Origin of the sequence: Paenibacillus oceani (assembly GCF_014705615.1) — a bacterium.
GTDB lineage: Bacteria > Bacillota > Bacilli > Paenibacillales > NBRC-103111 > Paenibacillus_AB > Paenibacillus_AB oceani.
The window spans coordinates 85,352-110,239 of sequence record NZ_JACXJA010000029.1; the positions used below are offsets into that span (position 1 = coordinate 85,352).

Genomic DNA, 24,888 nt, shown 5'->3' on the forward strand with positions numbered 1-24,888 from the left:
CTAGTAGGAAAAACCGCATAAAGTCTACATCGTTCAGTGTAGGGGATACCGGGTGTTCTGTCAATGAATTTGATATTCATTCTCACCGGTTAGGGCAACTAAATTTCTCTGATATCCGATAAAAAGGAAACATTTTTAGTTGACAAGCCAAGGGTCGGAGTGTATTATAAATTTTTGTTAATGATAATCATTATCACTATAGGGTCGGTATTGTACATATCGATATATGTGGAGGGAAAAAGGTATGGTTCATCATAAAAAACGGCTCGGCAGCCTCGTACTGACAGCTGTCATCGGCGCCGCTGTCGCACTCGCAGGTTGTTCGGATAAAAAAGCGCCGGACCTGGCGGGAACCGGCTCAGCACCAAGCGGAGGAGCAGCATTGGCCGGTTATACGGTCAAGCACGCGATGGGAGAAACTCCGATTCCGGATACGCCGAAAAAAGTCGTCATCTTGACCAACGAAGGTACGGAAGCTTTGCTGGCGCTTGGCGTCAAACCTGTCGGAGCGGTGAAATCGTGGGTTGGCGAACCCTGGTACGATCATATCAAATCCGAGATGGAGGGCGTCAAAAACGTCGGCACCGAAAGCCAGCCGAACATTGAGGAGATCGCCGCTTTGAAGCCGGATCTGATCATCGGCAACAAAATGCGGATCGAGAAAATATATGACCAGCTGAGCAAAATCGCTCCTACCGTTTATTCCACCGATCTGCGAGGCAGCTGGAAAAATAACTTCATGTTGTACGCCGAGGCGGTGAACAAAAAAGCCGAAGGCGAAAAAGTGATCGCCGACTTCGACAAGCGCGTCGAGGATCTGAAGAAAAAAGCGGGAGACAAGCTGAAGCAGCAAGTGTCGCTCGTCCGCTTCATGCCGGCGACCGCCCGCATCTATTACAATGATACGTTTGCCGGCATCATCTTCAAGCAGATCGGCATTGCCCGTCCGGAGAAGCAAAATAAAGAAACGTTTGCGGACGATGTTACAAAAGAACGCATTCCGGACATGGAAGGCGACGTGCTGTTCTACTTCACTTATGAGACGGGAGACGGCAAAGCTTCCAAAATGGAAGAAGAATGGATCAAAGACCCGCTCTGGAACAACTTAAATGTCGTCAAAAACAAAAAGGCTTTTAAGGTGAGCGATACGATCTGGAATACGGCCGGTGGCGTCAAGGCGGCCAACCTGCTGCTTGACGACTTGTACAAATTTTACGAAGTGCAAAAATAAGGCTGGAAACGAAGGGCGGTTCCCGGTACGAATCCGGGTTGACCGTCCTTTGCCGTTTCGTTGACCGCCATCTTCGTTGACCGCCATCCGTTTTTCGGGCATTATTAGGTTACGAAGCAAGACCGGAGAGGAGACGGGGACATTGAGCGCGGATCAGAACCAACATCGGACGGAGAGCAGACGGCGTCTCGTGATGCGCAAATCGCTCCAGCTGCCGATCCGGTTTTACCGGAGATGGATATCGCCGCTGAAGCCTCCGACGTGCCGGTTTTACCCGTCCTGCTCCGCCTACGCGCTGGAAGCGATTGAGGTGCACGGACCGGCCAAAGGCAGCTGGCTGGCAGTCAAACGCATTTGCAAATGCCATCCGTTTCATCCCGGAGGAGTGGATCATGTGCCTCCGCGGGCGGACAGTGGAATAAAACGTTCCTGAAATGTCAGGGGCGCCAAGAAGGAGTCGGCCATCTTGCCGCTCCTTTTTTTGTTAGATCGGCGGAATGTTTAAGTTTTTCGCCGTACCAAAGGGAGCAAGGGGCAGCCCCCCTTGTCGAGTCGGCATATTCAGAAATTGCCGCAGGTGCCGCATGTTGGAAGTGTTGGAAGTGCTGGAAGTGCTGGAAGTGCCGGAAGTGCTGGAAGTGCTGCAAGTGCTGCAAGTGCTGCAAGTGCTGCAAGTGCTGCAAGTGCTGGAAGTGCCAGAAGTGCTGCAAGTGCTGGAAATACTCATTGTGGGTGGCCGCTCGACCAGTTGCCCTGATTTTAGCTGGGGGAACCGAGTAAGAGTGGTTTGTACCTCTTATTTTGCCCGAAAACCTGCTTGGAGTCGAAATAAGAGCGGTTTGGAGCTACTAAAATCCGAGAAAAGGGTGCTGAGCCCATTCGTTGGTTGAAATAAGAGGTACAAACCGCCTCTATTCGTCGCGGTCATCCGAATATGCCGAAAATAGAGGTTTCCAGAGACTCTTATTGGAGTTATGAAGAGTACTACTTTTGCGATTTTGGCCAAAACCCGCAAACCTGCAAACCTGCAAACCTGCAAGCTCGTAAGCCCGTAAGCCCGTAAGCCCGTAAGCCCAAAAGCCCAAAAGCCCAAAAGCCCGAGGGCCCGCAAGCCCGAAGCGCCTGAAACAAGCGGCAGATACGGTTTTACATTTGGGCGGATTTGGAATTTCGGGATAAAGAACAAAAACACCGTTCTAAAAAACAAAGAAATGGAAAACGGGGCTTGTTATAATGGCTGTAATACCGCGTTATTCGATCATTCGTATAAGGGAGGATTGGAACATGACGGATAATGGGAACGGAAACCAAAACCAAAACCAAAACCAAAACCAAAACCAAAACCAAAACCAAAACCAAAACCAAAACCAAAACCAAAACCAAAACCAAAACCAGGTACACGCCGACGAAAGTGTAGGGAACAAACTGGCGAAGTCGAAGGCGAAGGCGGAGACCGAAACCAAACCCGGTTGGAGCCGCAGAAGGCTGCTCGCCTCGATCGGGGCGGCGGGTGCAACTTTCGCTGCGGCGGGACTGCTTGGAAGGAGCGGTGTCGCATACGGCAATAGCCCCAGCGTAACCGATAGCGTATACGAAATTAGCGGCAGGCGGCGTGTACCCGACTTGTTGAGCATGAATCTCCTAGTTGCCGTCACGATAGCCGAGTTAAGAGTGATGAGCTCCCCCGAACCGGACGTTGTGTATTACGTGAGCGATTCCGGGAAAGAGGGACACTTTCATTACGACCCCGCGGATTCCGCAACCCCGGACAATACGGGAACCGTGATCGTCACCTCTAGCGGGGCAAGGTTGAAACGAATCCTGGAAGCAGGGACGGTGAATGTCGCCTGGTTCGGTGCCGCAGGGGACGGGATTACAGACGATGCGCCGGCGATTCAGGCCGCCCTCGATGCGATCCCGCCGGGAGGAGGCACGCTGCTGCTTCCTACAACCGGGTCGTTTTACGCGCTCGCAAGCCAAGGGCTGACGATCGAAAACCGGAATCATCTGGCCCTCTGCTCATCCGGAGCAACCCTAAAATTCAAGGACGGCACACCCGACATCAAAAACAGGGATATGAAGCAAAGCAACATTTTATTAAAAAATTGCCGCCATATTCGCTTGGAAGGGCTCATCTTGCACGGCAATGTATCCGGGAGGGTGGCCAATTCGGGATCGGAAAGCTTCCATTCCTGCTTAAGCATCATCAAGTGCGAAGATGTCCGAATCAGCCACTGCACCTTTACGGAGGGGATGACTGACGGGATCTACATCGGCGGTATTTATACCGGACCGGCTTCGACCGGCACCGCTGCCGTCAGCAAACACATCTCCATCGATTTCTGCATCGTCAGCCTGTGCCGGAGAAACAACATCTCGATTGTGGCGGCGGACGGCGTAACGGTGTCGAACTGCCTGATCAGCGAAGCCGGCAAAATTCAAGGAACCGCTCCCAGAGCGGGCATCGACGTGGAGCCGAATAAAGGATGGTACGGGACCAGCAAAAACATCGTGCTGCAAAATAATACGGTGGAATACAGCGAAGGCACCTACGGCGTAACCGTCGGAGGGAGCGGCAACGAAAACGTGGTGATCGACGGCAACCGGATTACAGGCAACAAAACGGGATTAAATTTCAACAACAATGCCGATGCTCCAGACAATCGAAATGTGCAGGTCATCAACAATACGGTTACCCGGAATATGACGGGAATGCGGATGGTGAGCAAAAACGTGGATACGATCTGCGGCAACCTGTTTGCAGATAATGAAAGCGTCGGTCTGGTCTTGTTCCATAAAACCGACGGGCTAAAAATCATCTCGAACAAATTTACCCGCAACGCCAGCTACGGAATTAGCGGAGGGTATCCTTCCGCCAACACCGAAAACAATGTGATTTCCGTTTTCATTTCCGAAAACGAGTTCCAGGACAATACGTCCGAGGCGACAGCATCGTCCGGCGGCGCATCGGTCAGGCTTTATATGCGCGATGCATCTTCCAAAGTAATCTTCAATAACAACGCTCAATTTAATTCCGAGGATGCCCTGTACAAAATGAAAGGGGTCTGGGTCGACCAGGATTGCATCGCCCGGGCGAACGGCAATACGGCCTGGAACTTGTACGATAATAATAAACCGCACGAACGCTTTGCCGGCGCTGGCAACTATTCCGCGGATGCCGCCGTGCCGGAATTATAGGTAATCGATTACTACTCATTATCACAGTTTAAAATGAAACGTCTGAAAAGCAATATCAAAAAGGGGAGCTGAATTTTAAACATGAGAAAAAAATGGATAGCGTCAACCGCCGCGCTTATACTGCTGTCGGCCTGCTCGGGCCCTAATGAGAGCGCTGTCAACGATCCGGACGCCCGGCCTGCAGCCGAGCCGCCCAAGCCGGTAACGCTAAACGTGTTCACCGACGCTTCGGCGGCCATCGATATCGAACAGGAGCTGGTGCAGAAAAAATTTCCTCATATTACGCTTAATGTGATCAAAAACGGCAAGGACACGCGGATCGAAAACGTTGTCGGAAGCGGGCAGCGTCTCGATCTGATCAACCACAGCATGGGCTCGATCTGGAAGCTGCTCGATCTTCAGCTGCTGTCCGACTTGACCCCATATATCGAGAAGTCCAAATTTGATCTGGGCCGGTACGTCCCCGGTGTCGTCGAATCGATGAGAAGCTATTCGACCAAAGGGGAGCTGATCGCGCTTCCTTACGAGCTGAACAGCAGCGTGCTGTTTTACAACAAATCGATATTCAACAAATTCGGCGTTCCGTATCCGAAAGACGGCATAACGTGGGACGAAGTGTACGATCTGGCCAAAAGGCTGACGAAACAGGACGGCGGGGTACAGTATAAAGGTTTTCAGTTCCAGCATCAGAACCTGACTTGGAAAAATCAGCTCGGCCTTCCGGTCGTTGATGCGGCGACGAACAAGGCGCTCGTCAACACCGACGGGTGGAAACGTTTTTTGGAGACGATGGGCCGGTTTTATATGATCCCCGGCAACGAATATACGGACTCGGACACCAACAATTTTTTAGTTAAACAAGTATTGGCGATGCGGGTAGGTCCGAACATTTTGTCCTCGATACCGGAAGCCGTTAAGACAGGACTGGACTGGGATGTCGCGGCGGTACCGTTGTTCGCGGGGAATACGAGCGGCGGTTCGCAGCTGATCGCGCCGTTTTATTCCATCCCGGTCGGCGGCGCGAACAGAGAAACGGCGTTTCAGGTGATGGAGTTTCTGCTGTCGCCTGAGGTGCAGCTCCTGAAATCCAGAAGCGGCAAAATGCCGATCGTCAACGATCCGGCCGCCATAGAGGCGTTCGCTGCGGACATCGACGGAATTCAAGGGAAAAACATGGGGGCGTTTTTCAAGGAAACGATCGGCAAGCCGATTAAAGCGACGAGGTTCGACGCGATCGCCAAGGACGAGATTTGGGGCAAAGCGCTAAAAGCTTATTATGAGCAAAGCAAAGACCTGAATACGGTGCTTCGCGAAGCGGAGGAAGCGGTTAACAAAAAAATTGCGGAGCAGCTGCAAATGTAAGCCGGTCTCCCTATGATCCGCAAACGGGGCGTGAAGAAACGAGTGTTCGGAGTGCGGAGTAAAACGAGCAAACGGATGTCAACTAAAGGTTGGGGGATCGCGCTTGCGGTTTTTCTGGCTGCAACGGCGGGAGTGGGTTGGATGGTAACCGAGTTTTTGTCTGGAAAGGACAGCGATCTGTATTATTTGGTGAAGGAAGGGCAGGCCCAGGCAGTCGTCGTTCGGCCCGTCGACGGTTATGGGCAGGAGGCGCTCAAGGAATTTCAATCCGCTGTGCTTCGGGCGACAGGGATATCCTTGCCGATTGTCGGCGAGGAGGAGCTCCGGAATGTGCCCGAAGAGGTTGTACGCGTACAGATCGGTCCCGGGCCGCTACCAGATAATACCGGCAAGGAAGCGGAGATAACGGATCAGGAGACGTATCGGGTCATGGCGGAAGGGAATCGCCTATTGTTTACGGGCGGTTCCAACCATGCGATTTTGTGGGCGGTCGTTTATTACCTCGACCGGTACATGGGCGTCCGTTGGCTGTGGCCGGGCGAAACGGGCACGTATGTGCCCCGCGCAGCCACCATTGCACTCCCGGAGCTCGATATAACGGCTCGACCGAGTCTGGAAATGCGCGAGCTGCGCGTCCGGAAGTCAGCCCCCGCGGAAGGCCGGCTTTGGCTTCGCATTCACGGGATGGGGAGCCGGACGACGTACAAGTTCGGCCATTCGTTTACGAAATGGTGGGACAAATACGGGAAGACGCATCCCGACTATTTCGCCGTTCCACCCGAAGGGCAGCAGCAGGTCCGGCCGGACCGGATCAAGCTCGATATTTCCAACGAAGCGGTCGACGAAGCGATTATCCGGGAATGGATCGAAGCCGGCAAGCCCTCCAACTGGAATGTAGGGCCGAACGACGGAAGCGGCTTCTGTGTCAGCGAAGGCTGTCTGGCTATGGACGAACCGGCCGGTCAGCTGATCATGTCCATATGGAGAGCGGAAGGCAAACTGACGGCGCGTTACGTCAAGTTTTGGAACCGGCTGCTTCATAAAATGCGGGAGATTCGTCCCGACGTCACGTTGTCGACTTACGCGTACAGCTCCTACAAAGAGCCCCCTCCACCCGGCATCGCGCTTCGTTCTGACCCGGGAAGTGGTGAGGCTCGGCTATGAGAAAAGCAGGCCGCCAGGTACGACGAAGGAAGCGTATATCCGTCTGCATGAACAGCTGGATGCGTTCCGGAAAGAGCTGTCCGCCCGTCATGTCATCTGGATCGGCACTTTAAACGAGATGGAGGAACTGCGAGGGATTCCGACCCATGAAGGCCGCACGACCGGCTGGGAAGCGGGCGGGGTGAAGGGACTGGGCGGCAAAGCGATGGACGAACAAGTGCTTGGTATGTAACGCACACACTCTGAATGCTAGTCGGCTCCAGATAAAAAAAGAGATTGCAAGCCGGGTTGCCCGGATGCAGTCTCTTTATTGTTGCGCCAGGCAACATATGCAGCTTTTTCCCGGTCGATAACATTGCCTGTCGTCACTTACGGAGCATGGGACGCTAAGCTTTCAACGGCTTTACCGTATCTCCTTCGAAAAACGTCCCCTGCAGCATGATGTGTTCATACGGCAAATTCGGATTGGCCAAACGCCACAGCATTCGTTCCGCTCCGCGTACACCGGTTTCCCGGATGGCCAGAGAGGGCCGCGAAAGCTGGGGCAAAAATTCGTCGCGCTCGTGCTGCAAGCTGATCAGGGAGTAATCTTCAGGAATCCGTTTGCCGAGCGTGCTGCACGCATGGTAAATCCAGGCGAGGTTGTTATGTACCCCGTTCAGGATCGCTGTGGCGCGAAGCGAGACCAGACTGTCCTGCACGCTGGCGATCCAAGCCTCTTTTTCGGAGATAGCCTTGGTAATATGAAGTTCCGGATTCGCGTCCAGTCCCGCCTCCCGCATCGAGTCCACGAAAGACTGCCAACGCAGCCGGAACCCCCGTTGATTGTGGATATTGCCTATATACAAAATGCTGCGGTGCCCGTTCGCGATCAGATGACGCACCGATAGGCGGACGGCGGTGCCGACATCCCAGATGACGCTGTCCACTTCGGCCGCAGGCGGCGGGAAGTTAAACAGAATGCGTGGAAGGGGCAGCTTCAGGAGCAGCTCCTCCTTGATCGGATCGGTCATCGGAGGAATGAAGATGCCGTCGGAGTACATCAAGCTGTTCTGGTCCGCCCAGCTGTCGAACGATTCACCCTTGTCGAAGGAGGAGGGGATCATCAACATGTCGATCGTGTGGCCGTATTCGGCCAGCTTGTCCTGCAGCCCTTCCAGCAAAATTTGATTCAAACGCGAATAAACCGAGTTTCCCGTAAACATCAGCTTGAATCGGCGCTTGCGGTTCGGAAACAGCGGGATATGCTCGACGGCGAGACTGTGCTCCTGGTCTTTCGTCCGGTACCCGAGCCTTCTTGCGGCCGACAGCACTTCGTGGCGGGTTTCCTCGGACATGCCCGGCATTCCCCGCAGCGCCCTGGACACCGTATGGATGGACAGGCCGAGCTCCGAGGCGAGGGTTTGCAGCGTCACACTTTTTCTTCTGGGCATTGGCGCCTCCGGTAATTAAGGTGAAAGTTACAATTATCTTATTTTAGCTGAAACAAAAATGCAACTAAATTTAAATTTAAAGTGGAAGTATAATGGAGTTGGTTGGAGCTGAAAGTTCACATCCAAATAAAGGAGATACGCATTTATGACCAAGTTTCATACCATAAGCTATTACAAACCGGCAGCGGTATCCGGCAATCCGCAAAACGTCCGGGCGGACGTATGCATCTACGGAGCGTCTTCCGCCGGAGTGGCGGCGGCGGTTCAAGCGTCCCGCATGGGCCTGAAGGCCGTTATCGTAGAATTCGGCTCGCACATCGGCGGCTTGACGACCGGCGGATTGGGAGCTACGGATATCGGCAACAAAGCGGCGATCGGCGGCATTTCACGCGAATTTTACCGGGCAGTAGGCGATTATTACGGGTCCGACGAAAACGGCGGCACCCACTGGCTGTTCGAACCGGGCTTAGCGTCCCGCATCTATAAGGAGTGGCTGGAAAACGCGCAAATCGACGTTTATACCGAGCGGCATCTGCAGCGTGTCGAGAAAACCGGCGGGCGTATCACCCGGATCGTGATGGAGAATGGCGATACGTTCGAGGCCGGGATGTTCATCGACGCTACCTACGAAGGCGATCTGATGGCGATGGCGGGCGTATCGTATCATGTCGGCAGGGAGTCGAACTCCGTCTACAAGGAGACGCTGAACGGAATTCATTTCGGCCATCCGAACCATAACTTCAAAACCTGGGTCGATCCGTATGTCGTGCCGGGCAAACCGGACAGCGGACTGCTGAACGGAGTAACCGACGCCGCCCCTGGGGCACAGGGCCAAGGCGACAGTTCCGTTCAGGCGTACAATTTCAGAATATGCCTGACGGACGATCCGGCGAGCCGGCTGCCGTTCCCTAAGCCGCCGGCTTATAATCCGGACGACTACACACTGCTGGCGCGGTACATCGAGTCCGGGATCTGGGATGCGCTGAAGCTGCACAAACGGATGAGTCCGACCCGCAAAACCGATTTGAACAATTTCGGCGCCGTTTCCACCGATTTCATCGGCCGCAACTATGAATGGCCGGACGGCGATTACGCGACCCGGGAGCGGCTGTTCCAGGAGCATTACAACTATAATTTGGGATTGCTTTACTTTTTGTGCAACGACGAGAGGGTGCCGCTTTCCGTCCGTCAGGAAGCGGGGACGTGGGGGCTTCCGGCCGACGAATACGTCCATACCGGACACTGGACTCCGCAGCTGTATATACGGGAAGCCCGGCGGATGGTAGCGGGCGTTGTCATGACGGAGAAACATTGCCGCGGTTATGAGGTTGTCCCGGACTCCGTCGGACTTGCCGCTTATACGATGGATTCCCATAATTGCCGCCGGCTGGTCATAGAAGGGCGATGCATCAACGAAGGCAATGTGGAAACCGCCCTGTCGACGCCGTATCCGATCTCTTACCGGTCTATCGTACCTTTGGGTGAACAATGCACCAATCTGCTCGTGCCGGTCTGTTTGTCCTCCTCGCATATTGCGTTCGGGTCGATCCGGATGGAACCGGTGTTTATGATTTTGGGACAGTCCGCCGCTACGGCCGCCGCCTTGGCGCTCGAAGCGCAGTGTGCGGTACAGGATGTCGATTACGGGAAGCTGAGCAGCCGACTGCAGCAGGACGGACAAATTTTAAGCTGGACTTGACACCGGAACCGTGCCGACGGTTGAAAACCGAAGAGAGGAGAAAGCGAATGGAATCGTCGATGATGAGGGTGGACCGTCTTATTGAAATTGGTACCATTGTTGCCTTCCATTACCGGGAGCTTCCGAAGCAGTTTTCGTGCAAGCGGCAGACATACCCGTATTGGGAGATGGTGTATGTCGACAAGGGCGAGTATGCGGCCGTTTCGGATCGGGGTACGGTGCGGCTTACGCAGGGGGACCTTTTCTTTTATCCTCCAGGCGAACGGCAAGAAGGGACGGCGAACGTGCAAACCCCGCCCAATTTGTTAATCGTCGGCTTTGATTGTGTTTCGGATGCGATGTGCGATTTGCAGCAGGGACCGTTTCGTCTCGGAGACTCCGAACGGCGATTGCTTACCGATATCGTTCGGGAAGGCGCTTTCTCCCTCGATCCGGTCGTACCGTTTCGGCGGGAGGAGCGGGCCGCCCGGAGCAGCATCTCGTCGATCGGACGGGAGCAGGTCGTCAAAAATCAGCTGGAGATTTTGTGCATTCAGCTGCTGCGCCAAACAACGTCGCTGAAAGAAGGCGGCAAGCTTTCATCTTTGCAGAAGGAGCATCAGGAAACCGGCATCGCTCAAAACATTATCGATTTTATTGAGCGATCGGACATATCCGAGCTTTGTCTGGACCGGATCTGCCGCAAGTTTGCGCTAAGCCGGACCCATCTGGGCGACATATTCAAACGTTCGACCGGCTGCAGCGTCATGGAGTACGTCCGCAAACTGAAAATCGCCAAGGCGAAAGCGCTTATTCGTGAAGAAGCGTACAATTATACGGAAATCGCCGAGCTGCTTGGCTACGGCAGCATCCATTACTTTTCGAAGGATTTCAAAAAATGGACCGGAACGGCGCCGTCGGAATACGCCAAATCGGTAAAAGCGCGTATTTGAGACCGCGTTCGTACAGCCGGATGCCGCAAACTTGACACGAGGGACGCCGTTTTCGTATGATGGGGGTAACTTGATCGACTTCCATTGAACGGATGAGTACGAAGTGACGTCTATCGCAGAGAGCCGGGACAGGTGGGAGCCGGCATAGACAGCTTCCGAACATGGTCCTGGAGGAATCGCAGTCGAGCCGGACGTACGCTCTGCCGGTAAGATTGAGACGCATGCCAGCGTTACGGGCAAGGTCCGGAAGAGGACCTGACTTAAGCCCCGCGTAAGAAGGCCAGCGGGGGAATTTGGGTGGTACCGCGTGAGCATCGGCTCTCGTCCCATGTGGACGGGAGTCTTTTTGTTGTAAATCCATAATTCCACGGAGGATGTTAACCCATGAGCGACAGCAGAAAAACGTATTATTTAACGACGCCGATTTATTACCCGAGCGACAAGCTGCATATCGGACACGCCTATACGACGGTGGCCGGGGACGCGATGGCCCGCTACAAAAGGTTGCGGGGCTACGATGTGGTGTACTTGACAGGAACGGACGAGCACGGGCAAAAGATCGAACGCAAAGCCGAGGAGAAAGGGGTGTCCCCGCTAACGTTCGTCGACGGGATCGTCACGGGCATCAAGGCGCTGTGGAACAAGCTGGACATCTCCTACGACGATTTCATCCGCACGACGGAGGACCGCCATAAGACGGTCGTCCAGAAGATTTTCCAGCAGCTGCTCGAACAGGGGGACATTTACCTCGGCGAATACGAAGGCTGGTATTGTACGCCGTGCGAGTCTTACGTGCTGGAGCGCCAGCTGGTCGACGGCAACTGCCCGGACTGCGGACGCCCGGTCGAGAAGGTGAAGGAGCAAAACTACTTCTTGCGGTTAAGCAAATACGCGGACCGGCTCCTGGCCTATTATGAGGAGCATCCGGAATTTATCCAGCCGGAGACGCGCCGCAACGAAATGGTCAATTTCGTGAAGATGGGGCTTGAAGATTTGGCCGTCTCGCGGAATACGTTCAAGTGGGGCATTCAAGTTCCGGGCACGCCGGAGCATGTCATCTACGTATGGATCGATGCGCTTTCCAACTATATTACCGCTCTTGGCTACAAATCGGATAACGGGAAATTCGAACGTTTCTGGCCGGCCGACGTGCATCTCGTAGGCAAAGATATCGTCCGTTTCCATACGATTTATTGGCCGATTATGCTGATGGCGCTTGATCTGCCGCTTCCGAAGCAAGTGTTTGCTCACGGCTGGTTTTTGACGAAAGAAGGCAAGATGTCCAAATCCAAAGGGAATGTCATCGATCCGGTCGTACTGATCGAGCGATACGGCCTCGATTCGCTGCGTTACTTCCTGCTTCGCGACGTGCCGTTCGGCCAGGACGGCGTATTCACTCCGGAAGGCTTTGTAGAACGGATCAATTTCGATCTCGCGAACGATCTTGGCAATCTGCTGAACCGTACGGTCGTGATGATCGATAAATACTTCGATGGAGAGATTCAGCCGCTGCTTGCGGATGCGACCGAGTTCGACGCGTCCCTGCAGGAGACAGTACGCCAGTCGGTGACGAAGACCGAGGAAGCGATGGAGAAGCTGGAGTTCTCGATCGCGCTCACGGCGATTTGGCAGCTGATCGGACGCACGAACAAATATATCGACGAGACGCAGCCGTGGGCGCTGGTCAAGGATGAAGCGGCCCGGCCGAAGCTGGGCTCGGTGCTGTACCATCTGGCGGAATCGCTGCGGATCGTCTCGGTGCTGCTGCAGCCGTTCATGACCCGCACTCCGCTCAAAATATGGGAGCAGCTCGGCATTGCCGGTGACGGCCAGTTGACCGGGTGGGACAGCGTCCATACGTTCGGGCTGCTGCCTGCCGGCACGAAGGTGAATAAAGGCGATACGTTGTTCCCGAGACTGGAAGTCGCACCGGAAATCGCTTATTTGATCGAATCGATGGGCGGAACGGTTCCGACCGCGGACGAGGCAAAAGCCGGTTCCGCCGAGAGCGTGAAGTCGAAGCCGGAAACCGCGGCAGCTCCAACGTCAGCGCCTGCGGCGTCCGAAGCGGAAGAGATCGGCATCGACGACTTCCTTAAAGTGGAGCTGCGCGTAGCGCAAGTGCTCAGCGCTGAGCCGGTCAAGGGCGCCGACAAGCTGCTCAAGCTGCAGCTGGACCTCGGCTACGAGAAACGCCAGGTCGTATCAGGGATTGCCAAACATTACACGCCCGACGCCCTGATCGGACGTAAGGTCATCGTCGTAGCGAACCTGAAGCCGGTTAAGCTGCGGGGCGAGCTGTCCCAAGGGATGATCCTCGCCGCCTCCGAAGGCGACAAGCTGACACTTGCCACCGTAGCGGAAGATATTCCGGTCGGAGCTTTGGTGAAATAACACGATACGATGGAAAGCGAACGCCTCCGCGCCCTTTGACAAGGGAACGGAGGCGTTTTGTATGGATACGAAGCACAAGCGATGCTTAATCGGTAAAATTACGGTTGACACAGTCCGGGTCGGGAGCCTATAATCCTATTTGTAAATAGAAACATTTACGATTTACACCCAATCCATTTTTCCTGCAAGCGGAAGGAGCATGTACCCGAATGAAAGTCCCTAAACGTATCCTCACAGCTCTAATAAGTATGCTTATTGTGGCAGCCGTCATGACAGGCTGCGGCACATCGAATGTAACTTTATCCGCGGATAAAGTCAATGTAATGACAACTTTTTATACGCTGTATGATTTTGCCGGCCGGATCGGCGGCGATAAGGTGAACGTGATTAACCTCGTGCCGGCTGGGGTCGAACCTCACGACTGGTCGCCGAAGAGCCGCGATTTGAACCATATGAGCAAGTCGCAGCTGTTTATTTATAACGGCGCCGGTTTTGAAGGCTGGGTCGGCGATTTTCTCGGCAGTCTGAAGAAAGATTCCGGCCTGACCGTCATCGAGGCGAGCAAAGGAATCGAGCTGCTGCACGCCGGGCATGAAGACGATCATGGTCTCGATGAAGGCAAGTCGAACGAAAAGGACGATCACGGTCATGAACACGATTCGGACGTCGATCCTCACGTATGGGTCAGCCCGAAGTCGGCGCTGAAGATGGCCGAGAACATTAAGGACGGCATCGTGCAGGCCGATCCGGCCAACAAAGCTTATTACGAATCCAACTACGAGACGCTGAAAAAGCAATTGACCGAGCTGGACGACAAGTTCTCCCGCACGCTCTCCAAGACGGCGAAAAAGGAAATTGTCGTCTCTCACCAGGCTTTCGGGTATTTGGCCCGCGATTACGGGCTGACGCTGAAGCCGATCATGGGGCTATCGCCCGGCGCGGAGCCTACGGCGCAAGATTTGAAGGAAATTAACAAGTTCGTCCGGGATCATCAGGTGAAGTACATTTTCTTCGAGGAGCTCGTATCCGATAAGATGGCGAAGACGCTGGCCAAGGACGCGGGAATCGAGACGCTGGTGCTGAATCCGCTGGAGGGGCTTACCCATGAGCAGGTTAACGCCGGTGAACATTATGTGTCGGTGATGGAGAACAATTTGCAAAATTTATTGAAAGCATTACAATGAGAGTAAACGGCCAGTTCGCGAATGGGGAGCCATGCATGCAGCAATCGACCCGACCGGCGGGAGAGCGTTGTCACCTGCCGGTCGTTTCTATGGAGAACGTCTCGTTCCAATACGAGCAGCGCAATGTAATCGAAGAGCTGAATTTTCAAATTTTGCAGCGCGATTTCGTCGGCCTCATCGGCTCGAACGGAGCCGGCAAAACGACGCTGCTGCGGATGATCGTCGGGCTGCTGAAGCCGGACCGGGGCGAGGTGCGCCTGTTCGGAACGCCGCTCGGGCAATTCCACGACTGGGAGCGGATCGGCTATGTGCCGCAGAAAAATGCGTTTAATCCGCTGTTCCCCGCTACCGTCAGAGAGGTCGTGCTGTCCGGGTTGTACGGCCGCAAGAAGCTGTTCAAGCGGATGAACCGCGACGACTACAAGAAGTGCGAAGACGCGATGCATGCGCTGCGCATCGAAGAGCTGGCCGACCGCCGAATCGGGCGTCTGTCCGGCGGGCAGCAGCAGCGGGTATTTCTGGCCCGGGCGCTCGTGAACAATCCGGAGCTGCTCATTCTGGACGAACCGACGGTGGGCATCGATTCGGAGTCGCAGGAAAATTTTTTTCATATGATCCGGCATATGCACCAGCGGCATAACATCACCTTTTTGATGGTATCTCACGATATCGAGATGATGCACGCTTACCTTGGGTATGAGCCGGCCCATACGAGCGGAAAGATCAAGTTTTTCGTCAAGCACACGCATGAGCTGGATAATTGTGCGGAAACGAATCTGGCCCACAGTCTCCGCGGCATTCGGCTGGCGGAAGAGTCGCTCGAAGCCGTGAATAGAGGAGAGTAACGCGTGGATATTTTTGCCGAATACTTTTTTCAACGGGCTTTGATCGGAGGCGTTCTGATCGGGCTGATGGCGCCTCTGCTCGGCGTTTTTCTCGTTCTAAGACGTCTGTCGATGATCGGGGATACGCTGGCTCACGTCTCGATCGCCGGGGTGGCGCTCGGGTTTCTGCTCGGGATATACCCGCTTGCCGTCGGACTCGTTTTTTCGATTCTTGCTTCTTTCGCCATCGAACGGCTGCGCAGAGCGTACAAGACGTATGCGGAGCTGTCCATCGCGATCATCATGTCGGGCGGGGTAGCGCTCGCGACTTTTCTGTTTACATTGGGCAAAGGCTTTAATATGGACGTAACGAGCTATTTGTTCGGAAGCATCTATACGCTCAGTTGGACCGATCTGTGGCTCGTGTTTGGCGTTACGCTTGTCGTGCTTGTCATGCTGTTCGTGTTCTTCAAAGAAATGTTTCTGATCATGTTCGATGAGGATGCGGCGGCCGTAAGCGGAATCCCGCTTCGTTTCCTGAACCTGCTGACCACGGTGCTGACGGCGCTCGTCATCGGAGTCGCGATCAAAATCGTCGGGGCGCTGCTCGTATCGGCTCTGCTGACGGTGCCGGTCGCTTGCAGCCTGGCCGTAGCCAAAAGTTTTCGTCATTCGGTCTGGATCGGCGTGCTTTATTCCGAAGTGGCGGTCGTAGGCGGCCTCGTCGCAGCGGGAGTATGGAACTGGGCGCCGGGAGCGACGGTTGTTCTTATGCTGATCACGCTGCTGATCGTCACCCTGCTTGCTCGGGGGCGCAGAGCGAGCGTATAGTTTTGCCCCGGAAAGGAAGGTATCGCTTTGGATCAAGTGAATATTTGGATCGCGCTGTTCGCCGGTTTTGCCTCTTTTATTTCTCCGTGCTGCTTGCCCTTGTACCCTTCTTACTTGTCCTACATAACCGGTATTTCAGTGCAGCGACTGAAGGAGGAACGGACGAAAAAAGAAATCCGGCTTGCCACAACGATGCATACGCTGTTTTTCATTCTCGGGTTTTCGATTATTTTTTATTCGCTCGGCTTTGGCGTTGGTATGGTGGCCGATTGGTTTAACGAATACCGCAACCTGATCCGCCAATTGTCCGCCATCTTAATTTTTGTGATGGGACTGTTTTTGATCGGCGTGTTCCAGCCGCAATGGCTGATGCGCGAGCGGAAGCTGCAGATCAATTCGAAGCCGGCCGGTTATTTGGGCTCGGTCGTGGTCGGGATGGGCTTCGCGGCCGGATGGTCGCCTTGCGTCGGACCGATTCTGTCTTCGATTTTGCTGCTGGCCGCAACGGAGCCGGGCACCTGGTTCCAACTGACGACCGCTTATTCGGTCGGTTTCGCCGTTCCGTTTTTCATCCTCGCTTTCTTTATCGGCTCGACCAAGTGGATTGTCCGTTATTCCGGCATTCTGATGAAAGTGGGCGGCGGGCTGATGATTGTGATGGCGCTGCTGCTGTACTTCGACAAGATGATTCTGATTACGATCTGGCTGCAGGAGCGTACGCCCAGTTGGCTGATCTTCTAAATCCGGCGGCTGCCGGACGACCCTAAAAAACCTCCATTGCCGCTAACGGTAATGGAGGTTTCGTATGTTTGGAGCCGATTGTACGATTCGTTTATTCCACCCGCTTCGGCCGATTAGCCAGAACAAACCGGTAGAACAGCCATAATGCCAAGGCCGCCAAAGGAATAATAATCAGCAGCTTCACGCCGTAAGCGTAAATCATCGAGCCGACGAACTGCGCCTGATCCCCGACAAACCCTCCGAGTGCAAAAAAAGCGAGCGTCCATACAAAGCCGATCGAGTAGGAGATGAGACTGTAACGCCAGAACGGCATCTTGTTCATTCCGACCAGGTAAGGGACGACATGCCTGACGACCGGAAAAAAATAGCTGATCACCAGCGACATGCTGCCGTATTTGTTAATCAGCCTCTCGGAGACACCTATATAATAACCCATATTTTTTTTGCGACGCAGCTTGCTTAACGCGGGAGTTCCCACATATCGCCCGATCACGTATCCGAGCGACAGGCCCGAGATCACGCCCAGATAGGTCAGGATAAAGGCGGGGACCGTCTGGAGAATGCCGCTGGCTGCGACGGCCCCACCGGTCATGACGATCACCTCGTCCGGAATCGGCATGCCGACGATCCCGAGCCAGAGGGCAAAGAATAAAGCGGCATAGCCGAAATGCTCGATCATGCCCATCAACGATTCGTAGTTCATCCCGCTCCGCCTTCCCCTTTACGGCATACATAGACGAATGCCGGCGGAATATTCAACGGTACGAAATCGATCCGTTCGATCACAAAGTGGCTCTCCAGCAATTTTTTCATTTGCAGCGAATATTGGAAGGCGATGAACAATCCGCCCGGCTTCAGCGTCTCGTAAGCCTGGTCAATAATCTCGTTCCTTAGCGACTGCGGAAAGTTGGCGAACGGGAGTCCGCTCAGAATGTAATCGAACTTCCGGCCGTCGCGGACCGCGTCTATCATATTCCGGGCTTCGGCGTAGTACGAAGCTTGCGCTTCGTATTTGAGCTGCAGCGATTCCCGGAGAGAATCGTCCTTTTCGAACAGGAACAGCTCGGAACTTTCGGGCATTGTTTTAAGAATATATTTTGTAATTGCCCCGGTCCCCGCACCCAGCTCGGCAATTTTCAAAGCCGGGCCGCCGGGTTTGGGGGGGAACATTTTTCGGGCGAGAAAAGAGGAGCTGGGAGCGATGCTGCCCACTTGCTGCGGAAATCGGATGAATTTGTTTATAAATACGAAGTGCTCGGCAATTGCTGAAAATAGTTTCATTTTCTCCACCCAAACGATTTATTTGAACTTACTCCGAGGACGCACCGAACGCTTTCCCCGGATTGCGGCTGCGGCTTCTGGCCCATGCCGGTACGAGGCCGATTACGAAATAAGTGATTTCGGCTACGGCAATTCCGCCTGCTATATCGAGCAGCACGTGCTGTTTGACGAATACGGTGGATAAGATGATCGACCAGGCCAACAGATGGATCGCCCATCGGAGTCCGGCGTGCGGGAACGCTTGCTTGGACGACTTGATCATGAGATACGTAGTCAGCACATGAATGCTCGGGAAGCAGTTGTAAGGCGCGTCGTTATGGTAGACGAACTGGACGAGACTGTACAGGAAGCCTTCCCCGAGCTGCGGCCGCGTAATGCCCGACTGATAAAAATAAAAGAAAATATAGCTGATAACCAGACCGAGACATAGTGCGAACAAAGTACGGTAGTACGTAGCCCGGTTGCGATAAAACAACGTTACCAGACATGCGGCGATAAAAGGATACCAGATCAGGTAGGGGATGACAAATACGGGCAGAAAGGGCAGTATCTCATCAACCCGGGTCGACAAATCGTAGGTTCTCATCCCGGGACGATTCAAAATCCCGTAAAAAATATTCAAAATCGGTATTGCCAGCATCCATAGCAATGGATAATATTGCCGCAGCTTGCCTTGGCTCATGTCAGTATATAACCCCTTTCATCCGGGTACGTCGTATGCCAAAGCGCGAATCCGATTGCCGAGTTTCCGGCTTGGCCGATCGTAGGTAATATTAGTATTATATTCATGTTGAAGCTGGGCGCACCCTCCCAAAAGTGGCGATGTTCTGATCATAACAGAAAAGTCAAAAGATCAAAGTATCTAAATTCTAAAGTTTTTCTGAAGTTGCATCAATATTTTTTTTACAATTGACGTTATTTTGTATGTAAGGGCTTTACATAACCTTCACACTTGCTGTACACGAAGGACTGCTGAACGCAATCTGCATCGCAATTAAGCCCATAGGCATAGGTAACGACGATCGTCTGGAAGTCCGGAAGTCGAAGTTCAGAAGTCGAAGTCCGGAATTGAATCTCGGAAACTGAAATCCAGAAAATTGAATACCAGAAATTGAGTTCTATACAGCCCATTTGATGGCGCATTGCGGCTGTTGGCTCGCAAAAAAGGAGTATCGCACCGAGTCCCGAAGATTAGGTTACCCAACCCGGAAACGAGAACGGAGTACTCCTATGTGACATATTCGACAAGAGGAGCTGTTTTCCTTCGAGCCCATTACCTTAATTTGGCGGCGGGGATACTTAGGGGTTATCTTCTTGTCGTTAGAGCAAATGTCTCGAGTCGCCATCCTCGTGGGTGGCCGTTTGGACCCTCTGCCCTGCTTCAAGGGGTGAAGCACCGCACCCAATACGAAGGATTACGAGCGGTTTGTACCCTTTATTTCCCCAAAAATCCGCTTGGAGGGTGAAATAGAAGCGGTTTGAGACTGCAAAAATCCGCGAAAAGGGAGCATCCCCCACCAGTGGGTTGAAATAAGGGGTACGTACAGATTGCACGCAAAAGGACCGTCCAGACCATCACTGGACGGTTTCCTTAATAATGTCCCACCACACCTCCTAAGTAAAATATTCGATCGTGGCCGTCGGAAACCGGAGGAAGATCTGTTCAGTAATAAACTCCCGGAGCGCGTTCGCCTGCTCGTCGGGGTATACGTATTTCCCTTGACCCCAGCGCCCCCACTTGTATTTGCGCTTCGCTTCATCCATCTCCAGCTTCGTTTTCGGATACCGCTGCCCGATTACGGTTTTGGCCGTCTTCGTAAACCGGTGCTGGATCAGCTCGAACGTAAGATCCACAGCGGCTTCCGCCTGCACCGTCTCACCCAGCTTGCGCAACAATTCGGCGTAGCCGTCCTCCCATCCGTCGTGCCAGATGATCGGAGCGATAATAAAGCCGAGCGGGTAGCCCGCCCTGGCAACCTTGCCGGCCGCTTCGATTCGTTCCGCAAACGTGGAGGTCGCCGGTTCGAAATTACGTATGACGTAATCGGCGTTCACACTGAACCGGAAGCGGGTATGGCCGTTATGCTCCGCATCAAGCAGCGAATCGACGTGATGGAATTTGGTGACGAATCGAAGCCGTCCGAGCGGTTGTCTGCCCATAAATTCGATGACTTCCTTCAGGGAGCCGGTAATCGGCTCGAGCCCAACCGGATCGGATGTACATGCCGCTTCGAAACGGGTAATGTCGGGAGCTCTCTCGGCGATATAACCGGCGGCCGCCTCCAGGATATCGTCCATATTGACATAAACGCGAATGTACGGCTTGGCGCCAAGCGTCGTCTGCAAGTAACAATAATGGCAGTGGCCCATGCAGCCGGTTGCGATCGGAAGCGCGTATTCGGCGGATGGCTTCGAAGTATCGAACTTCAGCGTCTTGCGCACTCCGACGACAAGGGTTCGCTTGGCGATTTTGTACTTCTCCAGCTCGCTCTCTCCGGGAAACCCGGTTATCCGGTTATGCGAGCTCGTCATCCGGATCGGAAGCTGCTGCGATTCGGCCCATTCCATCAGACGCCGGCCTTTCGGATATTCCAGTGCATCGGGTTCGAAATAGACCAGCTCCGGAACGAATTGCAGCGTATTTTTTCCTTTAGTTTGGCGTTCCAGCATCGTTGTCGCCACCTGTACATCGGCTCCTTTCCGTTCAGCATTCCCCTGAGATAGGTTTCCCGGATCGGGATGGTTTCAGCTTCTTTTGGAACCGACAGTTTTTGCCGTGCCTTCGAGGCAAACTTGCTTTGTGTCCGTGAACGGTGTATCATTAGTTAGGTTTGGGAATACGAGAGCAGGGAGGGGTCTTATGGCGGCGACACCAAGCATGGAGGACTATCTGGAGAAAATTTACAAGCTGATCGACGAGAAAGGCTATGCCAGAGTGTCCGATATCGCCGAAGGGCTAGAAGTGCATCCCTCGTCCGTGACGAAAATGATTCAGAAGCTGGACAAGGACAATTATTTGATCTATGAGCGTTACCGCGGTCTCGTTTTGACCTCCAAAGGCAAAAAGATGGGGAAACGGCTTGTTGAACGGCACCACCTGCTGGAGAGCTTTTTGAAGCTGATCGGCGTGCAGGAAGAAAACATTTATAAGGATGTCGAAGGAATCGAGCACCATTTGAGTTGGGATTCGATTACGTGCATCGAAGTGCTGGTCCAATTTTTCGAGCGGCACCCGGAGCGCGTTACGGAATTAATGAACATCCGCGGCGAATTGGAATCGTAATGATCGATTGACCATAATAGACGCTTCGTAAGCCTTGCCGGAGGCTTGCGGGGCGTTTTCGCTATTTTCAGGCTGCTTCCCGGCATGCATACGTACAAACTACTGTCGCATACGTATTAACGGATACCGATATGAGATCGATTTCGGTCTATCGCCCGTAGTAGCGATAACGCGTGTCACTAACGCGCGGGAAGGTGTGACGGCAGCATGAAAGTGAACGGGGTATTTGAAGGAGGAGGCGTCAAAGCGATTGCGCTGGTAGGGGCGATCAAAGCCGCGGAGGAGCAAAATGTCCGGTTTCATCAAGTGGCTGGCACCTCCTCGGGAGCGATCGTAGCTTCGTTGCTGGCAGCGGGGTATACGGCGGACGAGTTGAAGAAAATGATGCTGGAGACACCCTTTACCGACTTCCTGGTCAAATCGTGGCTTCATCAAATCCGTCTGGTCGGCCCCGCCATTCGTCTGTTCGTTAAAAAAGGGCTGTATTCCGGTCAAAAGCTGGAGCAATGGGTGTCGCAAAAGCTTGCCGCGAAAGGTATCAAAACGTTCGCGGACCTGCCGCGCGACAAGCTGAGAATTATCGCTTCCGATATATCAAGGGGCAGACTGCTCGTGCTGCCGCATGATATCCGGCAATACGGAATCGAGCCCGACCGGCTTCCGGTCTCCTACGCGATTCGGATGAGCACGAGCATCCCGTATTTTTTCGATCCGGTCGTCATTCGCAAGTCGGCGAAAGTGCGTCCCAAAGGCGAGATGTTTTCCGATCAATTCATTTATATTGTCGACGGCGGGCTGCTCAGCAATTTTCCGCTCTGGATCTACGACCAGCAAAACAGTAAAATTCCGGAAAACGAGCAAATTCCGACGGTGGGCTTCCATCTCGTCGGCCGGCAGGCGAACACGGCGCGTTCCATCCTAGGGCCGCTGTCGATGTTTCAGGCATTGTTCGCCACCATGATGGAAGCGCACGACGAGCGGTACATCGAGGAATGGAACCGGTTCAGGACGATCAAAATCCCGACGCTGGGCGTGCGGGTAACGGACTTTGATATTACACCGGACAAAAGCATGGAATTGTATTATTCCGGCTATAGCGCCGCAAGCCAATATTTTAAGAAATGGTCGCATGAGCATTATGTCACTTGTTTCAATCAATTCATTCGCGACCGGACCGACAACGGACTGCTCGCTTAAGCCGAAAATGCAGCCATAACGGGATGCGCCTGCAAGCGGAAAACGTGCCAAAAAGCCCCCGCCTAGTCGGCAAGGGCTTTTTTTGGCAGTTGTACCCTTAATGGTACGTATGCGGCTTGTCGGTATCGTCGTCGTCCCGCTTATTGCCTTGAATGACGCGGAACGGGACATGCTTCTTTTTGGTTTTCGGTTTCGAGCGGGAAGAGGAGGGCGGCGCAGGTTTCCGGGATTGTGATTTTCTCCAGCGGGCCGGCGGAAATTTATAGAGAAGAAATACGCCTCCGAAGATGATTGCCGCCACCACCAAATTAAACGGATTGTCCTTTAACGAATAGATGATGCCGACGGCCATCAACACGATCAGGACGATGAAGAGCGGGTCCATGCGCCTTTTCAAGGAAACTCCCCCTTTTCGGATAATGCTGTCCTTATACCGCTTTGCCGGAATCGCGTCCCACGTTAGTCAGCAAAGCCTGATCCAGTTCCAGCATGCGGTTGAACGAAGCGATCGATACTTCGACCTGCGAATCGTCGGGTTCCTTGGTTGTCAGCTTCTGAAGCCACAACCCCGGATATCCGAGCACGCGAAGCACCGGTATATCCCGCATCGAATTCGTAATGCGAAGCACTTCATAGGACAGCCCGATGACGAGCGGCAGCAGAGCGATCCGCAGCCATAACCTTTCCCATAAGCTATCGTATTCGAAAAACGAATAAACGATCACACCGACAATAACGGTAAATACGATAAAGCTGCTGCCGCACCGGTAATGAAGCGTGTTGAACTTCTGTACGTTGGCTACAGTCAATTCCTTGCCGGCTTCGTAAGCGCTAATTACTTTATGTTCGGCGCCGTGATACTGGAACAACCGTTTGATGAGCGGGGTAAGCGAAATGAAATAAATGTAGCCGATCAGCAGCATAATTTTGATGACGCCTTCCAGCAAGTTGTGCAAAATCTGGTTTTCGAACAAGTTCTGAAACAATAGCTGCTCGATAAAGGCCGGCACCAGCGTAAAGACGAATTTGCCGAATAAGAACGAAATTACACCAACGACTGCTACTCCGAGGATCAGCGTAAGATTGCCCATTCCGCCGGACTTCTTTTCTTCCGTCGCTTCTTCCCCTGTCTCATCCTCCGCGTATTTCTCGGCCGAGAAGTTCAAATGCTGCGCCCCTTTGGCGCTGGATTCGATAATACCGACGATGCCGCGCAGCAGCGGGATTTTTTTGAGTTTGTTGACCCATGCGACTTCTTGACGGGGCACCTCATAAAAATCGATTTGTTTGTCTTTTCTCCGGACGGCCGTAACGTTAACCGTTTTGCCGGCGAACATGACGCCTTCCATAACCGCTTGGCCGCCGTAGATAGCTCTCTGATTTTGTGACAATGAAGCCGCCCTCCTTTTCGGGAATACCTGATCGGTCATAGGATCGCCAAATCTGCCGTTCGATTGAACAGGAACAGCAGACCGGCCGATTGTTCCCTGTGCGTTTGTTGTGAATCCTTTCTCTACATTGTAACGAATTCCGGCGTCGAACGCCACCCGATTACTTTGCTTTCTCCTGTGCATAATAAGGAGAGATTGCCGGAAAGGAACGGGATGACATGTCGCATCGTCCGCAAATTGAGGAACAGACGAATGTATGGTCGTTCGCTCTGCAGATCGGCTTCTTCGCCGGACTGATCTGGGGCGGAGTTAAAGCTGTCGAATATTATTTCAAATTTACGAAAATACCTCCCTGGTTTTTGGCCAAGCCGTTTTTTGCAGCTTCCTTTATGAATACACCGGCGGGTTTCTGGATGGGGTGGCTGACGTTTATCGTCTTCTCCTTGCTGGCCTCGCTGCTCTATGCCGCGCTGCTGCGCAAAGTCAGAGGGCCGTGGGCGGGGATCGGATACGGGGCGGCATGGTGGGCGCTTCTCTACTTGCTGGTCGGACCTTCTACGGGGATGATGAGATGGATATACCGGTACGACTGGAATACGATCTTGACGGAAATTAGCCTGTGGCTGGTATGGGGGCTGTTCATCGGGTTTTCGATCGCCTTCGAATTTACGGACGAGAGGGAGAGAGAGCCGACGCTGCCGGGCAAATCAAGCGGCTGACAGGCGAATCGCGGCCAAAAAAAG

Annotated in this window: 24 protein-coding genes; 17 read left to right on the forward strand and 7 right to left on the reverse strand. The window is 53.6% G+C overall.

From position 1 onward, the window contains the following. Window positions 1–244 precede the first annotated feature (244 nt). From IDH45_RS20790 to IDH45_RS20820, 7 genes are all read left to right on the forward strand, one after another. Complete coding sequence (locus IDH45_RS20790) at window positions 245–1,231, forward strand: ABC transporter substrate-binding protein (RefSeq protein ID WP_190930057.1); 987 nt, start codon at window positions 245–247, stop codon at window positions 1,229–1,231. A gap of 193 nt (window positions 1,232–1,424) precedes the next feature. Further along, on the forward strand, window positions 1,425–1,664 hold the full coding sequence (gene yidD / locus IDH45_RS20795) for a membrane protein insertion efficiency factor YidD (RefSeq protein ID WP_190930104.1): 240 nt from the start codon (window positions 1,425–1,427) through the stop codon (window positions 1,662–1,664). Between the two features lie 151 nt (window positions 1,665–1,815). Then, entirely contained in the window at window positions 1,816–2,121 is a 306-nt protein-coding gene (locus IDH45_RS20800) for a hypothetical protein (RefSeq protein ID WP_190930058.1), read from the forward strand. Between the two features lie 394 nt (window positions 2,122–2,515). Then, on the forward strand, window positions 2,516–4,429 hold the full coding sequence (locus IDH45_RS20805; protein WP_190930059.1) for a right-handed parallel beta-helix repeat-containing protein: 1,914 nt from the start codon (window positions 2,516–2,518) through the stop codon (window positions 4,427–4,429). An 81-nt stretch (window positions 4,430–4,510) separates the two neighbouring features. Then, window positions 4,511–5,791 carry an ABC transporter substrate-binding protein gene (locus tag IDH45_RS20810; protein ID WP_190930060.1) on the forward strand — a complete coding sequence of 427 codons (1,281 nt, stop codon included), beginning with the start codon at window positions 4,511–4,513 and terminating at the stop codon, window positions 5,789–5,791. A gap of 75 nt (window positions 5,792–5,866) precedes the next feature. Further along, window positions 5,867–6,955 (forward strand): DUF4838 domain-containing protein, encoded by a 1,089-nt coding sequence (locus IDH45_RS20815; RefSeq protein ID WP_190930061.1) that lies wholly within the window; start codon window positions 5,867–5,869, stop codon window positions 6,953–6,955. Continuing rightward, window positions 6,939–7,187, forward strand: coding sequence for a hypothetical protein (locus tag IDH45_RS20820; protein ID WP_190930062.1), 249 nt, complete (start codon window positions 6,939–6,941; stop codon window positions 7,185–7,187). The genes IDH45_RS20815 and IDH45_RS20820 overlap by 17 nt, the downstream gene beginning before the upstream one ends. 154 nt (window positions 7,188–7,341) lie before the next feature. Here the strand turns inward: IDH45_RS20820 and IDH45_RS20825 are convergent, their stop codons facing one another. Beyond that, window positions 7,342–8,388, reverse strand: a complete 1,047-nt coding sequence (locus tag IDH45_RS20825; RefSeq protein WP_190930063.1) for a LacI family DNA-binding transcriptional regulator — start codon at window positions 8,386–8,388, stop codon at window positions 7,342–7,344. A gap of 145 nt (window positions 8,389–8,533) precedes the next feature. Here IDH45_RS20825 and IDH45_RS20830 point away from each other — a divergent pair, with 145 nt between their 5' ends. The 7 genes from IDH45_RS20830 to IDH45_RS20860 all read left to right on the forward strand — a co-directional run bounded on the left by IDH45_RS20830 (window position 8,534) and on the right by IDH45_RS20860 (window position 16,993). Beyond that, complete coding sequence (locus IDH45_RS20830) at window positions 8,534–10,087, forward strand: FAD-dependent oxidoreductase (protein WP_190930064.1); 1,554 nt, start codon at window positions 8,534–8,536, stop codon at window positions 10,085–10,087. Window positions 10,088–10,134: 47 nt separating this feature from the next. Further along, complete coding sequence (locus tag IDH45_RS20835; protein ID WP_190930065.1) at window positions 10,135–11,019, forward strand: helix-turn-helix domain-containing protein; 885 nt, start codon at window positions 10,135–10,137, stop codon at window positions 11,017–11,019. 384 nt (window positions 11,020–11,403) lie between these two features. Beyond that, on the forward strand, window positions 11,404–13,413 hold the full coding sequence (metG, locus tag IDH45_RS20840; protein WP_190930066.1) for a methionine--tRNA ligase: 2,010 nt from the start codon (window positions 11,404–11,406) through the stop codon (window positions 13,411–13,413). A 209-nt stretch (window positions 13,414–13,622) separates the two neighbouring features. Then, window positions 13,623–14,597 (forward strand): metal ABC transporter substrate-binding protein, encoded by a 975-nt coding sequence (locus IDH45_RS20845; RefSeq protein ID WP_190930067.1) that lies wholly within the window; start codon window positions 13,623–13,625, stop codon window positions 14,595–14,597. Between the two features lie 35 nt (window positions 14,598–14,632). Continuing rightward, window positions 14,633–15,442, forward strand: a complete 810-nt coding sequence (locus IDH45_RS20850; protein WP_190930068.1) for a metal ABC transporter ATP-binding protein — start codon at window positions 14,633–14,635, stop codon at window positions 15,440–15,442. A 3-nt stretch (window positions 15,443–15,445) separates the two neighbouring features. After that, the gene (locus IDH45_RS20855) at window positions 15,446–16,252 is read left to right on the forward strand and encodes a metal ABC transporter permease (protein ID WP_190930069.1); all 807 of its coding nucleotides are present in this window, start codon (window positions 15,446–15,448) and stop codon (window positions 16,250–16,252) included. Between the two features lie 27 nt (window positions 16,253–16,279). Then, window positions 16,280–16,993: a cytochrome c biogenesis CcdA family protein gene (locus tag IDH45_RS20860; RefSeq protein ID WP_190930070.1), complete on the forward strand. Its 714-nt coding sequence runs from the start codon at window positions 16,280–16,282 to the stop codon at window positions 16,991–16,993. A 91-nt stretch (window positions 16,994–17,084) separates the two neighbouring features. Here the strand turns inward: IDH45_RS20860 and IDH45_RS20865 are convergent, their stop codons facing one another. From IDH45_RS20865 to splB, 4 genes are all read right to left on the reverse strand, one after another. Further along, window positions 17,085–17,696 carry a DedA family protein gene (locus IDH45_RS20865; protein ID WP_190930071.1) on the reverse strand — a complete coding sequence of 204 codons (612 nt, stop codon included), beginning with the start codon at window positions 17,694–17,696 and terminating at the stop codon, window positions 17,085–17,087. Then, window positions 17,693–18,274 carry a class I SAM-dependent methyltransferase gene (locus IDH45_RS20870; RefSeq protein ID WP_190930072.1) on the reverse strand — a complete coding sequence of 194 codons (582 nt, stop codon included), beginning with the start codon at window positions 18,272–18,274 and terminating at the stop codon, window positions 17,693–17,695. The genes IDH45_RS20865 and IDH45_RS20870 overlap by 4 nt, the downstream gene beginning before the upstream one ends. Window positions 18,275–18,302: 28 nt before the next feature. After that, a complete protein-coding gene (locus tag IDH45_RS20875) occupies window positions 18,303–18,956 on the reverse strand; it encodes a phosphatase PAP2 family protein (protein WP_190930073.1) in 654 nt (217 codons plus the stop codon). A 932-nt stretch (window positions 18,957–19,888) separates the two neighbouring features. Beyond that, the gene (gene splB, locus IDH45_RS20880; RefSeq protein ID WP_190930105.1) at window positions 19,889–20,944 is read right to left on the reverse strand and encodes a spore photoproduct lyase; all 1,056 of its coding nucleotides are present in this window, start codon (window positions 20,942–20,944) and stop codon (window positions 19,889–19,891) included. Window positions 20,945–21,134: 190 nt separating this feature from the next. On the opposite strand from splB, the gene mntR reads away from it, so the two are divergent. Further along, complete coding sequence (gene mntR, locus IDH45_RS20885; RefSeq protein WP_190930074.1) at window positions 21,135–21,557, forward strand: transcriptional regulator MntR; 423 nt, start codon at window positions 21,135–21,137, stop codon at window positions 21,555–21,557. Between the two features lie 207 nt (window positions 21,558–21,764). Next, window positions 21,765–22,754 carry a patatin-like phospholipase family protein gene (locus IDH45_RS20890; protein ID WP_190930075.1) on the forward strand — a complete coding sequence of 330 codons (990 nt, stop codon included), beginning with the start codon at window positions 21,765–21,767 and terminating at the stop codon, window positions 22,752–22,754. A gap of 97 nt (window positions 22,755–22,851) precedes the next feature. On the opposite strand, the gene IDH45_RS20895 is transcribed toward IDH45_RS20890, so the two are convergent. Together IDH45_RS20895 and IDH45_RS20900 are read right to left on the reverse strand one after the other, a co-directional pair. Further along, window positions 22,852–23,151 carry an MraY family glycosyltransferase gene (locus tag IDH45_RS20895; protein ID WP_190930076.1) on the reverse strand — a complete coding sequence of 100 codons (300 nt, stop codon included), beginning with the start codon at window positions 23,149–23,151 and terminating at the stop codon, window positions 22,852–22,854. Between the two features lie 31 nt (window positions 23,152–23,182). After that, on the reverse strand, window positions 23,183–24,103 hold the full coding sequence (locus IDH45_RS20900) for a DUF1385 domain-containing protein (protein ID WP_397327098.1): 921 nt from the start codon (window positions 24,101–24,103) through the stop codon (window positions 23,183–23,185). Window positions 24,104–24,363: 260 nt separating this feature from the next. Here IDH45_RS20900 and IDH45_RS20905 point away from each other — a divergent pair, with 260 nt between their 5' ends. After that, complete coding sequence (locus tag IDH45_RS20905) at window positions 24,364–24,864, forward strand: YqhR family membrane protein (protein ID WP_190930078.1); 501 nt, start codon at window positions 24,364–24,366, stop codon at window positions 24,862–24,864. The last annotated feature ends 24 nt before the right edge of the window (window positions 24,865–24,888 follow it).